We start from the raw sequence: 15,889 nt of genomic DNA on the forward strand, positions 1-15,889 counted from the left end.
TCCAGGATCCGGCCCTCAGGTTTTAGTCTTTCGCGGCCGCCACGATCAGCGCCTTCATCTCGGCAACAGCCGACTTGAAGCCCACGAACAACGCATGCGCCACCAGCGCATGGCCAATGTTCAACTCGTTAATCCCCTTGATGGCCGCTACCGCTTCCACGTTGTGGTAATGCAAACCGTGGCCGGCATTGACGATCAGCCCTTGAGCCAGGCCAAACGCTACGCCATCGGCGACACGCTGCAATTCTTCGGCGACTTCGGTCGGAGTCTGTGCATCGGCATAACGGCCCGTGTGCAGCTCGATCGCTGGCGCGCCAACGCGTTTTGAAGCTTCGATCTGACGCTCATCGGCATCGATAAACAGCGACACTTCACAGCCAATCCTGCTCAGCCGCTCGACCGCCGCCTTGATCCGCGCTTCTTGCCCGGCAACATCCAGACCGCCTTCAGTGGTCAGTTCCTGACGGGTTTCAGGCACCAGGCAGATATGCGCCGGGCGAATACACTCAGCAAACACCATCATTTCTTCGGTAACGCCCATTTCGAAGTTCATGCGCGTTTGCAGCACGTCCTTGAGCAGCAACACATCACGCTCCTGGATATGCCGGCGGTCTTCGCGCAGGTGCACGGTAATGCCGTCGGCGCCCGCCTCTTCTGCATCCAGCGCCGCCTTGACCGGATCAGGGTAGCGCGTGCCGCGCGCCTGACGCAGTGTGGCTACGTGGTCGATGTTGACGCCGAGAAGAATGCGATTGCTTTGGGTCACGGGGGCTCTCCTGAAGAGTTGACGATTCGGCGCACAGCATACCGGTCTATTCAGGGCTTGCGAAACAACTCACGACTGGCCAGCGGCTTGCCAGCCAAATGAACGGCCAATGCCTGACGCATCAGGCGCTTGGCTGCCGACAAGGCGCCCGGAACGGTCCAGTCAGCCTCGGCCATCGCCTGCAACTCGGCGCCATGAAACAGCCCGGGCTGTACCAGGTAAATGCGCTCAAGGCCGGCATCCACCTGCAGGCGATACATGCCATCAGCCGCTACCGGTTCGCCCTGAATATCCTGCGTTAGTGAAAAGCCATAACCCAGGTCGTCCAGCAAGCGCCACTCGAATGCGCGCAGCAATGGCTCCAGCGGACGCCCTTCAGCCAGCGCCACCAGTGTCGCGGCATAGTGGTCAAACACTGCAGGATGGGGGTCTTCGGCAGGCAGTAGCCGAATCAGCAACTCATTGAGATAGAGACCGCTGAACAGCGCTTCGCCATTGAGCCAGGTGGCAATCCCGGCACTTTCCATGCGCCCGACGTTTTTCAGCTCGCCACGACCGCGAAATTCGATTTCCAGGGGTACGAAAGGCCGTGCCAACGTCCCCGCCTTGCCCCGCGCACTGCGCAACACCGCCCGCAGACGCCCCTGAGGCGTGATGAAGTCCACCAGCGCGCTGGTTTCACGGTAGGGGCGACTGTGCAGGACGTAGGCGAGTTGCGCGACGGGTGGGTTGCTGGACATGAGTCTGGTGTACCAAAGGCTAATGTGGGAGCGGGCTTGCTCGCGATGCAGGCAACCCGGAACTTCAGACAGACCGAGTTGATGCTATCGCGAGCAAGCCCGCTCCCACAGGGGTACTACGATGTTTACAGGTCGCCGTAGCCCAGCGAACGCAGGGCACGCTCGTCGTCGGACCAGCCGCCTTTCACTTTAACCCACAGGTTAAGCATGATCTTGGAGTCGAACAGCAGCTCCATATCCTTGCGCGCTTCGGTGCCGATGCGCTTGATACGCTCGCCCTTGTCGCCAATGATGATTTTTTTCTGACCGTCACGTTCAACCAGGATCAAAGCGTGGATATGCAGGGTCTTGCCCTGCTGCTTGAACTCTTCGATCTCGACGGTGATCTGGTACGGCAGCTCTGCACCCATCTGGCGCATGATCTTTTCGCGAACCAGTTCGGCGGCCAGGAAGCGGCTGCTGCGGTCGGTAATCTGGTCTTCCGGGAAGAAGTGCTCGTTTTCCGGCAGGTGATCGGCGATCACGCGCTCCAGCGCTTCAAGGTTATGACCATGCTGGGCAGAGATCGGGATGATCTGGGCGTTCGGCAGTTGCTCCTGAAGCCAGCTCAGGTGCGGCATCAGCTCGGCCTTGTCTTCGATGCGATCGGTCTTGTTCAGCGCCACGATCAGCGGGCCGGTTACGTACTGCACGCGCTCCAGCACCATCTGGTCTTCGTCGGTCCACTTGGTGCGGTCAACAACGAAGATCACCACGTCGACGTCTTTCAACGCCGCCGAAGCGGTTTTGTTCATGTAGCGGTTCAGGGCCTTTTCGCCGCCCTTGTGCATGCCCGGGGTATCGACGTAGACCGCTTGCACGTTGCCTTCGGTCTTGATGCCCAGCATGTTGTGGCGGGTGGTCTGGGGCTTGCGCGAGGTGATCGCCAGCTTTTGACCCAGGATATGGTTCAGCAGCGTGGATTTACCCACGTTTGGACGACCAACAATGGCAACGTAGCCACAGCGAGTTGCGGTTGTATCAGTCATGGCCATTCTCCACGCCAAGGGCAATCAGTGCTGCGGCGGCCGCTACCTGTTCGGCAATGCGACGGCTCACGCCCTGTCCCCGGCTTTTTTCATTCAATAAGGCAATCTCGCACTCGACAAAGAAGGTGCGGCAATGCGGTTCGCCCTGGATATCCACCACTTCGTAACGTGGCAGGTCGCAGGCACGCGACTGCAGGAACTCCTGCAGGCGGGTCTTTGGATCTTTGTTGGTATCGACCAGGGTCAGCGTCTCGAACTCGCTGGCCAGCCAGGCCAGTACGCGGTCGCGGGCGACTTCCATGCCAGCGTCCAGGTAAATGGCGCCGATCAGCGCTTCAAGGGCGTCTGCCAGGATCGATTCGCGGCGAAAACCACCGCTTTTCAGCTCGCCCGAACCCAGACGCAAGTACTCGCCCAGCTCAAAGCCTCGCGCCAGTACTGCCAGGGTTTCGCCTTTGACCAGGCGGGCACGCAAGCGTGACAACTGGCCTTCACGTGCCAGCGGGAAGCGGTCAAACAAGGCTTCGCCGGCAACAAAATTGAGAATGGCATCACCCAGGAACTCAAGGCGCTCGTTATTGCGCCCCGCGAAACTGCGGTGTGTCAGGGCCAGAACCATCAGTTCCTGGTCTTTGAAGGTGTAGCCGAGCTGACGCTCTAAACGTTCTAAAGAAAAACTCACGATTTACCCACGCTGAGTTCGTGGCCGAATGTCACCACCGGACCGATATTAGGGATCAGTGATGCTCGTTTATCGCATAGCAAATGGACAGGGAACAGGCTGTTCGCCGCCGTCACACTTAACGCTTTGTTCAAATCCACATCCTGAATACTCAGGCGCGCGACTTGTTTCGCACACCTGAAAAGCAATCGGCGCTGTTATAAACAGCGCCGTTTTGGCTACTTGATCAGACCAACCCGCGAGAAGTTCGGCAGGTTGCTCGCCTTGGGTTCCGGCCAGCTCATCCAAACAGCGAAGGCCTTGCCGACAATGTTCTTGTCGGGAACCATGCCCAGCTCGTCTTTGGGAATGTTCGGATCATCCCAGTAACGGCTGTCGTTCGAATTGTCGCGGTTGTCGCCCATCATGAAGTAATGCCCGGCCGGAACCGTCCACTCCTTGTCAGGCGGCGCACGATAGCGGCTCATTTCCTTGCGGATCATGTGCTCGACTTCGCCCAGCTTCTCTTTGTACAACTCGGCACTGCCCAGGGTTCCAGGCTCGGCCTTGACCAGTTGCTCGGCAACCAGTTGGTCGTTGACATACAGATGCTTGTCGCTGGTGTAGCGGATCTTGTCGCCCGGCAGGCCAACTACACGCTTGATGTAGTTGACTGTCGGATCGCTTGGGTAGCGAAACACCATCACATCGCCCCGCTTCGGATCACCCACTTCGATGATTTTCGTGTCGAGTACCGGCAAGCGGATCCCGTACGAAAATTTGTTCACCAAAATGAAGTCGCCCACATCCAGGGTCGGTTTCATCGAGCCGGACGGAATCTGGAACGGCTCAACCAGAAACGAACGCAACACCAGCACGATAAACAACACCGGAAAGAACGACTTGCCGTATTCAACCAGCAGCGGTTCCTTGTTGAGCTTTTCGACGACCTGCATATCAACCGGCGTAACGCTGGCTTGATAGTTGGCAATGGCCTTGCGCCGGCGCGGAGCCAGGAAGACCACATCGAGCAGCGCCAGCAAACCGCACACGGCAACAGCAATGACCAGCAACAGCGGGAAATTTAGTGACATAGGACCTAGCTATCCAAACGGAGCACTGCAAGGAAGGCTTCTTGTGGAATTTCCACGTTGCCCACTTGCTTCATGCGTTTTTTACCGGCTTTCTGCTTTTCCAACAGCTTGCGCTTACGGCTAACGTCACCACCGTAGCATTTGGCCAGTACGTTCTTTCTGAGAGCCTTGACGGAGGTCCGTGCAATGATCTGCCCGCCAATGGCGGCCTGGATCGCGACGTCGAACATCTGGCGCGGAATCAGTTCTTTCATCTTCTCGGTCAACTGGCGACCTTTGTAGTGCGCGTTTTCCTTGTGCACGATCAGGGCCAGCGCATCTACCTTGTCACCGTTGATCAACACATCGAGCTTGACCAGATTAGCTGACTGGTAACGATCGAAGTGGTAATCGAGCGAAGCATAGCCGCGACTGGTGGATTTGAGACGGTCGAAGAAGTCCAGAACCACTTCGTTCATCGGCAAATCGTAGGTCACTTGCACCTGGCTGCCCAGGAACAACATGTCGTGCTGCACGCCACGTTTTTCAATGCACAGGGTAATGACGTTACCCAGGTGCTCCTGAGGCACAAGAATGTTGGCACGCACGATTGGCTCGCGCATGTCTTCAATCATGGAAAGATCTGGCAGCTTGGACGGGTTGTCGACGTAAATCGTTTCACCGGTCTTGAGCAGCAACTCAAAAATTACGGTTGGCGCGGTGGTGATCAGGTCCAGGTTGTACTCGCGCTCCAGGCGCTCCTGAATGATCTCCATGTGCAACATGCCGAGGAAGCCGCAACGGAAGCCGAAGCCCAGTGCGTCAGAGCTTTCTGGCGTGTATTGCAGCGAAGAGTCGTTCAGTGTCAGCTTTTGCAGCGCGTCACGGAAGTCTTCGAAGTCATCGGAGCTGACCGGGAACAGACCCGCATACACCTGAGGCTGAATACGCTTGAAACCGGGCAGTACATCAACATCCGGCGTCGTGCTCAAGGTCAGGGTATCGCCCACTGGCGCACCGTGAATGTCCTTGATACCGGCGATGATGAAACCTACTTCACCGGCTTTCAGGTCGGCAGTGGCGGTGTGTTTCGGGTTGAATACACCGACGCTGTCCACCAGGTGGATCTTGCCGGTGGACTTGACCAGAATCTTGTCGCCCTTTTTCACGCGGCCGTGGCGCACGCGAACCAGGGACACAACGCCCAAGTAGTTGTCGAACCAGGAGTCGATGATCAACGCTTGCAGCGGGTCTTCGATATTGCCGGTCGGCGCAGGAATGGTGTGTACCAGGCGCTCAAGCACCTCGTCCACGCCCAGGCCGGTCTTGGCGCTGCAGGTCACGGCATCAGTGGCGTCGATGCCAATGATTTTTTCGATCTCTTCTTTAACACGATCAGGATCGGCCTGTGGCAGGTCGATCTTGTTCAGAACCGGCATCACTTCCAGGCCCTGCTCGATCGCGGTGTAGCAGTTGGCTACGGACTGGGCTTCTACGCCCTGCCCCGCATCGACCACCAGCAAGGCACCTTCACAGGCCGCCAGGGAGCGACTGACTTCGTAGGTGAAGTCAACGTGGCCCGGGGTGTCAATGAAGTTCAACTGGTAGGTTTTGCCGTCTTTGGCCGTGTAATACAAGGTGACGCTGTGGGCCTTGATGGTGATCCCGCGCTCACGCTCGAGGTCCATGGAGTCCAGTACCTGGGCTTCCATTTCGCGGGCAGTCAGGCCACCGCACATCTGGATAAAACGATCGGCCAGCGTCGACTTGCCATGGTCAATGTGGGCGATGATGGAGAAATTGCGGATATGACTCAGATCACTCACGGGTCAACACTCAAAAAAGTCGCAGGCAGACTGCCCGCCGAAAAATAGCCGGGAATTGTACCTGAACATCGCGCCAAGCGTCACGTTCACAGGCCAATGGGCACCCACAAAAAAGCCCCTATCGCGAGATAGAGGCTCTTGATTGACTCAATGACCGCTACTCAACCCGCCCGGCGCAACAACCAGATGCCGGCCACGGCACAGATGGAAGCCGGCAGCAGCACCGCAAACAACGGCGAGAAGCCGAACACCAGGCTCAATGGCCCCAGCAGGTCCTGGGCGATCTTGAAGGTAAACCCCACCAGAACCCCGGTAAACACCCGCTGACCAAGGGTAACAGAGCGCAACGGGCCGAAGATGAAAGATATGGCCATCAACACCAGCGCAGCGGTGACCAGTGGCTGCAACACCTTGACCCAAAAAGCCAGCCAGTAGCGGCCATTATTCAGGCCCTGGTCCTTGAGGTAGTGGATATAGCTCCACAACCCGGCAATCGACAGCGACTCGGGGGCCATGACCACGGTATTGAGCAATTGCGGGCTCAACGACACGTCCCATTTTTCTTCAGGTGCCTTGACCACTTCGGTGCTGTCACCGTGAAAAAGGGTGGTACTCACATCGCTCAACTGCCAGTTGCCCTGGTCGTACTGGGCCTTTTTGGCAAAGCTTGCCGACTGCATCTGGTGGTCTTTGTCGAAGCGATAACGGGTGACGCCATAGAGCAGCCCGCCGGGCTGAACCGCGTTGATATGAATGAACTCGTCGCCCTGGCGATGCCACAAGCCATGCTTGGAGCTCTGCGAATCACCACTGCCCTGCGCCAGCGCACGGTTGGCCTGGGCCATGCTTTCAGTGGCAGGCACCACATACTCGCCAATCAGCACACCCACCACCATCAGCACCAGCATCGGCTTCATCACGGCCCAGACGATACGCCCCAGGGACACACCGGCGGCACGCATGATGGTCAGCTCGCTGTTGCTGGCCAGACCACCCAAACCGATAAGACAACCAATCAGCGCCGCCATCGGCAACATTTCATACATGCGCCGCGGCGCGGTCAGCATGACAAAACTGAACACATCCAGAACCGTGTAGCTGCTGCTGAGGCTGCGCATCTCATCGATCACGGCAAACAGCAGGGCCAGGCCGAGAATGATCCCCAGCACAGCCAGGATCGCCAACAACACACTGCTACCAATGTAGCGATCGAGCTTAACCACGGGCCATCTCCTCGGCACTACGGCGACTAGCCAGCTTCAAGCGCAGCGGCTCCCAGTACATCAGCCCCAGGCCAATGACCAGGAACAACCCATGCACCCACCACAGGCCCAGCCCCAGCGGGATCTTGCCATCCTGAAGAAGCCCCTTGCCCCAGGTCAGCATGCTCAGGTAGCTCATATAAAGCAGAATGGCCGGCAACAACTTGAGGAAGCGCCCCTGACGCGGGTTGACTCGCGACAACGGCACCGCGATCAAGGTGACGATAAACACCAGCACAGGGAAGGCAATGCGCCAATGCAATTCGGCGACCACACGAGGGTCCGAGCTGCCGAGGAGGTCCACGGTAGGTATTGCATCGCGGTCTGTTACTTCATTGCTGACTTCAGGCTTGGGCAGCAACACACCGTAGGTTTCGTACTTGATCGCCCGATAGTCGGCCTGCCCCGGGTTGCCGTCATAACGATAGCCATTGTCCAGCACCAGCCAGCGGCTGCCGTCAGGACGCACCTCCTGGCGGCCCTTCTCGGCCAGCAGCACGGAAATGCTGCGGTCCTTGGCTTCCTCACCGAGTTTTTTCTGGGTGATGAACACCCCGGACAAGAGCGAGCGGTCATTGCTCAGCTCCTCGGTGTAGGTCACCCGCGTACCGTCACTCAACGACTGGAAACGCCCGGCTTCCAGGGTATCGAACTCGGTCAGGGCATCCTGCTTGTTGAGCAGCAGCTGAAACTCATTGTTGCCCTGCGGGGCCAGGCTCAGGCTGAGCCACGCCACGATCAGCGCCACCAGCGCAGCCGGTGCCATGGTAATGGCCAGCAGGCGCTGGCGACTCATGCCGGTGGCCGACAGCACGGTCATCTCGCTTTCAAGGTACAGCCGCCCATAGGACAGCAGAATGCCCAGGAATAGCCCCAGCGGCAGGATCAGCTGCATGAAGCCCGGCAGGCGAAAGCCCATGATCAGGAACAAGGAGCCCGGATCCAGGGCGCCAGAGGCGGCCTGGGCCAGGTATTTGATGAAACGACCGCTCATGATGATGACCAGCAGCACAGCGCTGACAGCGCTCAATGTAAGCAGGACTTCGCGGGACAGATAACGGAAGACGATCAAACCAGACACTCCAGGGTCGTCAGGCTAAGGCGGCCAAACAAGCAGCATAACGAGTCGGCCAATACCTCATCATAGATGAGACGGGCCGTCTAAAAAGATGGCGCATTATCCTGTGAATGGCCGCCCCTGTCACTGCGCAGTCTCGAAAGTGCCAAGTTGTAGTTATAGCGGGGTTGTCAGGCTCCTGCGACGGGGTTCAAACTGCCCGCCTTGACGCCCGCCTTGAACACAGGTGAAGCGCTTCTTCTATCTGGCAAACGAACAGTACTGTTTGTGCGCATGTTGACCATTTGATTCAGGGACCCCGACATGGAACTGGTTGTAAAAAGCGTTAGCCCGGAAACGTTGAAAACCGCCACCCTGGTGGTCGCCATCGGCGAAGGCCGCAAGTTGGGCGCCAGCGCCAAAGCCATCGATGAGCTGACGGGCGGCGCCATCAGCGCTGTACTCAAGCGCGGCGACCTTGCCGGCAAGACCGGCCAGAGCCTGCTGCTGCACAGCTTGCCCAACCTCAAGGCCGAACGCGTGCTGCTGCTGGGCACCGGCAAGGATGAAGAACTGGGCGACCGCCCGTTCCGTAAAATCATCAGCGCCGCCCTGAGCGTGCTCAAGGGCCTGGGCGGCAGCGATGCCGTGCTGGCACTGGACGAACTGGTGGTCAAGGGTCGCGACAGCTACAGCAAGACCCGCCTGCTGGCCGAAACCCTGATCGACGGCGAATACAGCTTCGACCGCTTCAAAAGCCAGAAAGCCGAACCTCGCGCCCTGAAAAAAATCACCCTGCTGACCATCAAGGCCGCCCAGGCTGAAGTTCAACGCGCAGTGACCCACGCCCAGGCCATCGCTGCGGGCATGGCATTCACCCGTGACCTGGGCAACCTGCCGCCGAACATCTGCCACCCGGTCTTCCTGGCCGAGCAGGCCAAGGACCTGGGCAAGGAATTCAAGGGCCTGAAGGTCGAGATTCTTGACGAGAAGAAAATCAAGGATCTGGGCATGGGCGCGTTCTACGCCGTGGGCCAGGGCAGCGACCAGCCGCCACGCCTGATCGTGATGAACTACGCCGGCGGCAAGAAATCCGAAAAACCGTTCGTGCTGGTCGGCAAGGGCATCACCTTCGACACCGGTGGCATCAGCCTCAAGCCGGGCGCCGGCATGGATGAAATGAAGTACGACATGGGCGGTGCGGCCAGCGTGTTCGGCACCCTGCGCGCCGTACTCGAGCTGAAACTGCCGATCAACCTGGTGTGCATCCTGGCCTGCGCCGAAAACATGCCAAGCGGCGGCGCGGCCCGTCCGGGCGATATCGTCACCACCATGAGCGGCCAGACGGTCGAAATCCTCAACACCGACGCCGAAGGCCGCCTGGTGCTGTGCGATGCCCTGACCTACGCCGAGCGCTTCAAGCCTCAGGCCGTAATCGACATCGCCACCCTGACCGGTGCCTGCATGGTTGCCCTGGGTGCCCACACCTCGGGCCTGATGGGTAACAACGACGAGTTGATCAACCAGTTGCTGGAAGCCGGCAAGCAAGCCGACGACCGCGCCTGGCAGCTGCCATTGTTCGACGAATACCAGGAGCAACTGGACAGCCCGTTCGCCGACATGGCCAACATTGGCGGGCCTAAAGGCGGCGCCATCACTGCTGGCTGCTTCCTGTCGCGTTTCGCCAAGGCCTACCACTGGGCGCATCTGGACATCGCCGGCACCGCATGGGTCAGCGGCGGCAAGGACAAGGGCGCCAGTGGCCGCCCTGTGCCCCTGTTGACCCAGTACCTGCTCGATCGCGCCAACGCTTGAAACTGACAATCGAAGGCTGCGCCGTCTGACGGCGGCGCAGTCCCGATTCAGGAACCGCAATGACCCCAGCACCCGATACAGAGCTCACCAAGATCGACTTTTATATCCTGCCCAGCGCCGAGCCGTCTGCGCGGCTGGATTTTGCCTGCAAGCTCACCGAAAAGGCCTGGCGCCTGGGCCATCGCGTGTACCTGCACTGCACTGACAACGCCCAGCGCCAGGACCTGGATGAACGCCTGTGGCGCTTCAAGGGCGAAAGTTTCGTGCCCCACAGCAACACTGAAGACCAACCCGATGGCGTCGTCGTCATGGGCTGTACCGATGCACCCGCAAGCCATCAGGACTTGCTGATCAACCTGGACCTCAAGGTCCCCGAATTTTTCAAACGCTTCGCCCGTGTGGCCGAAGTCGTGGTCGAAGACCCTGCCGTGCGGCTGGCCGCGCGGGAGAGTTTCCGCTTCTACCGCGAACAGGGCTATCCTCTGCAAGACCACAAGCTGCAACGACTCTGAGCCCACGATGGACACTTCCAATTCGCCGCAAAAAGCTGCACACCTGCTTGACGACCTTGAGTCCATTCGCAAGCTGCTTGGCGATGAGGGCCTGCAACCGCCGCTGCTGACGGAGATGGTGGGCGGCGAAGACACGCAGATACCGCTGTTGTCCGAAGTCATCAGCGAAGAACCCGAGCCTGCGCAAATACCGCTGGTCGGCATCGCCCCTGCACCCGTGGCAGAAAAAGCTCCCGACGCCCTGCTGGTACATCTGGACAGAGAGCTGCGCACCGCGGCCCAGGCCATCATGCAGGACGTGATCAACGACTTCGCCCCGCATATTGAAACCGAGATCAAGCGCCGCCTCGATGCCCATATGGAGCGGTTGCTCGCACAGCATCAAAGCTGACCCTGCGGGAGCGGGCTTGCTCGCGATTGCAGCGCCTTGATGAACCAGATGCACCGCGTTGCCCGTATCGCGAGCAAGCCCGCTCCCACAACAGCAATAGGTTCCCCGCGCAGTCCCACCCCGCTATACTTGTCGGCTTTCCTGAATTAATGCCAATAGGGTCCCGCCGCGCATGGATAAGACCTACCAGCCGCACGCCATTGAAACTTCCTGGTACAAAACCTGGGAAGAAGAGAATTATTTTGCCCCGCAAGGCGCGGGCGACCCGTACACCATCATGATCCCGCCGCCGAACGTCACCGGCAGCCTGCACATGGGGCACGGTTTCAACAACGCGATCATGGACGCCCTGATCCGTTTCCGCCGCATGCAGGGTCGCAACACCCTGTGGCAGCCGGGCACCGACCACGCCGGTATCGCCACCCAGATGCTGGTTGAGCGTCAGATCGAAGCACAGGGTCTGAACCGCCACGACCTGGGTCGCGAAAAATTCCTCGACAAGATCTGGGAGTGGAAAGACCAGTCCGGTGGCAATATCAGCCGTCAGATCCGTCGCCTTGGCTCGTCCGTAGACTGGAGCCGCGAGCGCTTCACCATGGACGACGGCCTGTCCGAAGCCGTGAAAGAAGCTTTTGTGCGCCTGCACGAAGACGGCCTGATCTACCGTGGCAAGCGCCTGGTCAACTGGGACACCAAGCTGCACACCGCAATTTCCGACCTTGAAGTGGAAAACCACGACGAGAAAGGCTTCCTGTGGAACCTGCGCTACCCGCTGGCAGACGGCGCCAAAACCGCCGAAGGCCTGGACTACCTGGTGGTTGCCACCACTCGTCCGGAAACCATGCTGGGCGACGCCGCCGTAGCCGTTAACCCGGAAGACGAGCGCTACAAGGCCCTGATCGGCAAGTTCGTCGAGCTGCCACTGGTGGGCCGCCGCATCCCGATCATCGCGGACGACTACTGCGACCCTGAATTCGGCACCGGCTGCGTGAAAATCACCCCGGCCCACGATTTCAACGACTACGAAGTCGGCAAGCGCCACAACCTGCCGCTGCTCAACATCTTCGACAAAAACGCCGCGGTGCTGCCTGCAGCCCAGGTGTTCAACCTCGACGGCACGCTCAACGAGTCCATCGACGGTACCCTGCCAGCCAAGTACGCAGGCCTGGACCGCTTCGAGGCGCGCAAGCAAATCGTTGCTGATTTCGACGAAGCCGGCCTGCTGGTCAGCGTTGACGATCACGCCCTGAAAGTACCTAAAGGCGACCGTTCCGGCACAGTGATCGAGCCGTGGCTGACCGACCAGTGGTATGTATCGACCAAGCCTCTGGCAGAACCTGCCATTGCTGCGGTTGAAGACGGCCGCATCGCGTTCGTGCCTAAACAGTACGAAAACATGTACTTCTCGTGGATGCGCGACATCCAGGACTGGTGCATCAGCCGTCAGCTGTGGTGGGGCCACCGCATTCCGGCCTGGTACGACGAATCGGGCAAGGTCTATGTAGGCCGCGACGAAGCCGAAGTCCGCGCCAAGCACAACCTGGGCCCGGACGTTGCGCTGCAACAGGATAACGACGTGCTCGACACCTGGTTCAGTTCGGGTCTGTGGACGTTCTCCACCCTGGGCTGGCCGGAAAAAACCGAAGCACTGAAAACCTTCCACTCCACGGACGTGCTGGTTACCGGTTTCGACATCATTTTCTTCTGGGTTGCCCGGATGATCATGCTCACCATGCACCTGGTGAAAAACGAAGACGGCACCCCGCAAGTTCCGTTCAAGACCGTGTATGTCCACGGTCTGGTGCGTGACGGTCAGGGCCAGAAGATGTCCAAGTCCAAGGGCAACGTCCTGGACCCGCTGGACATCATCGACGGCATCGAACTCGAAGACCTGGTGGCCAAACGCACCACCGGCCTGATGCAGCCAAAACTGCTGAAGAAAATCGAGAAGCAGACCCGCGACGAATTCGCCGACGGCATCGCCAGCTACGGCACCGACGCCCTGCGCTTCACGTTCTGCTCGCTGGCGTCCACCGGTCGTGACATCAAGTTCGACATGGGCCGCGTCGAAGGCTATCGCAACTTCTGCAACAAGATCTGGAACGCCGCACGCTATGTGCTGGACAAGGGCGAAGACTGCGGCCAGAACGGCGAAGCCTACGAACTGTCCCTGGCTGACCGCTGGATCATCTCGCAGTTGCAACGCACCGAAGCCGAAGTGACCCGTCACCTCGACCAGTTCCGTTTTGACCTGGCGGCACAAGCGTTGTACGAGTTCATCTGGAACCAGTACTGCGACTGGTACCTGGAGCTGTCCAAGCCTGTGCTGTGGGACGAAAACGCCCCGGTAGAGCGTCAGCGCGGCACCCGCCGCACGCTGGTGCGTGTACTGGAAGTGGCCCTGCGCCTGGCGCATCCGTTCATGCCGTTCATCACCGAAGAAATCTGGCAGCGCATCGCGCCGCTGGCCGGCGTTGAAGGCAAGACCATCATGCTGCAGCCGTGGCCGGTACCGAACGAGGCGCGCATCGACCAGGCCGCCGAAGACGATATCGAATGGCTCAAGGGCCTGATGCTCGGCACGCGCAACATCCGTGGTGAAATGAACATCGGCCCGGGCAAGCCGTTGCAGCTGTACCTGAAAAACGTCAGCAGCGAAGACCAGCGCCGTTTGACCGAGAACGATGCTTTGCTCAAAAAGCTGGCTAAACTCGAATCGATCACCGTGCTGCAAGACGGTGCCGAAGCCCCTCTGTCTGCCACCGCTCTGGTTGGCGAGATGGAAGTGCTGGTGCCGATGGCTGGCCTGATCGACAAAGATGCAGAGCTGGCGCGTCTGGACAAGGAAATCCAGCGCCTGAACGGCGAAGTGGCGCGAGTAGGCGGCAAATTGTCGAATGCCGCGTTCGTTGACAAGGCTCCGGCCGAAGTCATCGAGAAAGAACGTGCCAAGTTGGCCGAAGCCGAACAGGCCTTGAGCAAACTGGCAGACCAGCACGCGCGGATTTCCAGCCTGTAAAAACGCTGCGCACCTGATCGCGGGCAAGGCCGCTCCTGCAGGGTTTTAACTCTGCAGGAGCGGGCTTGCCCGCGATTGCTTTTGTGGAATGAATTGAACATGACTACCCCTCGCACTTCCAAAGCCACACGCCACAAGCCCAAGGCTGCCAGCGACGCCAAACCGGTCGAGCCGCGCGTCAAGCCCAGCCTGCACCCGCGCAACCGCCACCAGGGCCGCTATGACTTCCCGCAGCTGATTTCGGTGTGCCCGGAGCTGGCCGAGTTCGTCATCATCAACCCGTATGGCAAAGAGAGCATCGACTTCGCCAACCCGGATGCCGTGCGCGTGTTCAACCGCGCGTTGCTCAAGGCGTTCTACGGTATCGCCCACTGGGACATTCCGGCTGACTACCTGTGCCCGCCTGTGCCCGGTCGCGCTGACTATGTGCACTTTCTGGCCGACCTGCTGGCAACCATGAACGATGGCGTCATCCCGCGTGGCCCGAGCGTGCGCGTGCTGGATATCGGCATGGGTGCAAACTGTGTTTACCCGCTGATTGGTCACAGCGAATACCGCTGGCAGTTCCTGGGCACCGAAGTTGACCCTACTGCCGTTAAAGCGGCCAAGGCGATCGTGCAGTCCAACGGCCTGAACAAAGCCATCAACCTGCGCCTGCAACCCGATCCGAAGAAGATCCTGCTGGACGTGCTGGACAGCGCCGAGCGTTTTGACCTGAGCATGTGCAACCCGCCGTTTCATGCGTCTATCGACGAAGCCACGCGCGGCAGCGAGCGTAAATGGCGTGCACTGGGCAAGGCTGATCCCAAGCGCAAACTGCCGGTACTGAACTTTGGCGGTCAAGCTGCTGAATTGTGGTGCGAAGGTGGCGAGCAGCGCTTTGTGACCCAACTGATTCGTGAAAGCGTGCAAGTGGGCCGTCAGGTGCTGTGGTTCAGCGTGCTGGTGTCCAAGGCGTCCAACTTGCCGGCGATCCAGACTGCACTGAAAAAAGCCGGCGTGCGCGAAAGCCAGGTGGTCGACATGTCACAGGGCAACAAGCAAAGCCGCTTTGTCGCCTGGACATTCCATGACAAAGAGCAGCAACTGCTGTGGCGCGAGAAGAACTGGAAGTAAGCGTGTAAATACGCAAAACCTCGTAGCAGCTGTCGAGCTGCGCGAGGCTGCGTTCGGCGGCGAAGCCGTCGTAGATTCAGCTGCCCCCGTTTTTCAGGAAAACCGGGGGGCCCGGATTTACGACGGCTTCGCCGCCGAACGCAGCCTCGTTCCTGCGGCAGCTGCTACAGGAATAGCGCCCATAAAAAAGCCGCGCTTCGGAGTGATCCCAAGCGCGGCTTTTTTACAGCAGTCTTACTTGTTAACAGCGTCAGTCAGGCCTTTGGCCACAACGAGCTTGATAACTTTTTTGGCTGCGATTTCGATGGCTGCGCCAGTCGAAGGGTTACGGCCAGTACGGGCAGGACGCTCAGTCACTTTCAGTTTGCCAATACCTGGCAGAGTGATTTCGCCGCCATTTTCCAATTGATCAGCAACGATCTGGGCCAGTTGGTCCAGAGCGTTACGCGCGGTAGTTTTCGGCGCGTCGATAGCTTCAGCGATATCGGCGATCAGTTGGTCTTTAGTAATAGCCATTGAGATGTTCCTTCCCTATCAAATTCATTTGGTTTGCAGAGTGCAATGTCAGCCATCGAGCCAGATCTCAAGGGTCTGGCACACCCGCCAGCTTTCACGACGAATCG

Annotated in this window: 14 protein-coding genes; 5 read left to right on the forward strand and 9 right to left on the reverse strand. The window is 59.2% G+C overall.

Translation table 11 applies throughout. The annotated features are described in order from the left end of the window. Window positions 1-22: 22 nt before the first annotated feature. From pdxJ to lptF, 8 genes are all read right to left on the reverse strand, one after another. A complete protein-coding gene (gene pdxJ, locus BLU25_RS09685) occupies window positions 23-766 on the reverse strand; it encodes a pyridoxine 5'-phosphate synthase (RefSeq protein ID WP_016781900.1) in 744 nt (247 codons plus the stop codon). A gap of 50 nt (window positions 767-816) precedes the next feature. After that, a complete protein-coding gene (recO, locus tag BLU25_RS09690; RefSeq protein ID WP_016781899.1) occupies window positions 817-1,506 on the reverse strand; it encodes a DNA repair protein RecO in 690 nt (229 codons plus the stop codon). A gap of 125 nt (window positions 1,507-1,631) precedes the next feature. Continuing rightward, the gene (gene era / locus BLU25_RS09695; protein WP_016781898.1) at window positions 1,632-2,534 is read right to left on the reverse strand and encodes a GTPase Era; all 903 of its coding nucleotides are present in this window, start codon (window positions 2,532-2,534) and stop codon (window positions 1,632-1,634) included. Next, on the reverse strand, window positions 2,527-3,216 hold the full coding sequence (gene rnc, locus BLU25_RS09700) for a ribonuclease III (RefSeq protein WP_029611545.1): 690 nt from the start codon (window positions 3,214-3,216) through the stop codon (window positions 2,527-2,529). The genes era and rnc overlap by 8 nt, the downstream gene beginning before the upstream one ends. A 218-nt stretch (window positions 3,217-3,434) precedes the next feature. After that, a complete protein-coding gene (lepB, locus tag BLU25_RS09705; protein WP_016781896.1) occupies window positions 3,435-4,289 on the reverse strand; it encodes a signal peptidase I in 855 nt (284 codons plus the stop codon). Between the two features lie 5 nt (window positions 4,290-4,294). Next, the gene (gene lepA / locus BLU25_RS09710; RefSeq protein WP_016781895.1) at window positions 4,295-6,094 is read right to left on the reverse strand and encodes a translation elongation factor 4; all 1,800 of its coding nucleotides are present in this window, start codon (window positions 6,092-6,094) and stop codon (window positions 4,295-4,297) included. Between the two features lie 161 nt (window positions 6,095-6,255). Beyond that, entirely contained in the window at window positions 6,256-7,317 is a 1,062-nt protein-coding gene (gene lptG / locus BLU25_RS09715; RefSeq protein WP_016781894.1) for an LPS export ABC transporter permease LptG, read from the reverse strand. Then, window positions 7,310-8,428, reverse strand: coding sequence for an LPS export ABC transporter permease LptF (gene lptF, locus BLU25_RS09720; protein ID WP_016781893.1), 1,119 nt, complete (start codon window positions 8,426-8,428; stop codon window positions 7,310-7,312). The genes lptG and lptF overlap by 8 nt, the downstream gene beginning before the upstream one ends. Window positions 8,429-8,737: 309 nt before the next feature. Here lptF and BLU25_RS09725 point away from each other — a divergent pair, with 309 nt between their 5' ends. The 5 genes from BLU25_RS09725 (at window position 8,738) to rlmF (ending at window position 15,266) form a co-directional block, all read left to right on the forward strand. Then, window positions 8,738-10,228 (forward strand): leucyl aminopeptidase, encoded by a 1,491-nt coding sequence (locus BLU25_RS09725; protein ID WP_016781892.1) that lies wholly within the window; start codon window positions 8,738-8,740, stop codon window positions 10,226-10,228. A 59-nt stretch (window positions 10,229-10,287) separates the two neighbouring features. Next, window positions 10,288-10,740 carry a DNA polymerase III subunit chi gene (locus BLU25_RS09730; protein ID WP_016781891.1) on the forward strand — a complete coding sequence of 151 codons (453 nt, stop codon included), beginning with the start codon at window positions 10,288-10,290 and terminating at the stop codon, window positions 10,738-10,740. A gap of 7 nt (window positions 10,741-10,747) precedes the next feature. Further along, window positions 10,748-11,131 (forward strand): hypothetical protein, encoded by a 384-nt coding sequence (locus tag BLU25_RS09735; RefSeq protein WP_016781890.1) that lies wholly within the window; start codon window positions 10,748-10,750, stop codon window positions 11,129-11,131. A gap of 172 nt (window positions 11,132-11,303) precedes the next feature. Continuing rightward, a complete protein-coding gene (locus BLU25_RS09740; RefSeq protein ID WP_016781889.1) occupies window positions 11,304-14,150 on the forward strand; it encodes a valine--tRNA ligase in 2,847 nt (948 codons plus the stop codon). 99 nt (window positions 14,151-14,249) lie between these two features. Then, a complete protein-coding gene (gene rlmF, locus BLU25_RS09745; protein ID WP_016781888.1) occupies window positions 14,250-15,266 on the forward strand; it encodes a 23S rRNA (adenine(1618)-N(6))-methyltransferase RlmF in 1,017 nt (338 codons plus the stop codon). A gap of 234 nt (window positions 15,267-15,500) precedes the next feature. Here rlmF and BLU25_RS09750 read toward each other — a convergent pair whose 3' ends face one another. Next, the gene (locus BLU25_RS09750) at window positions 15,501-15,782 is read right to left on the reverse strand and encodes an HU family DNA-binding protein (RefSeq protein WP_003440137.1); all 282 of its coding nucleotides are present in this window, start codon (window positions 15,780-15,782) and stop codon (window positions 15,501-15,503) included. Between the last annotated feature and the right edge of the window lie 107 nt (window positions 15,783-15,889).

The organism is Pseudomonas fragi (assembly GCF_900105835.1).
GTDB classification, from domain to species: Bacteria; Pseudomonadota; Gammaproteobacteria; order Pseudomonadales; family Pseudomonadaceae; genus Aquipseudomonas; species Aquipseudomonas fragi.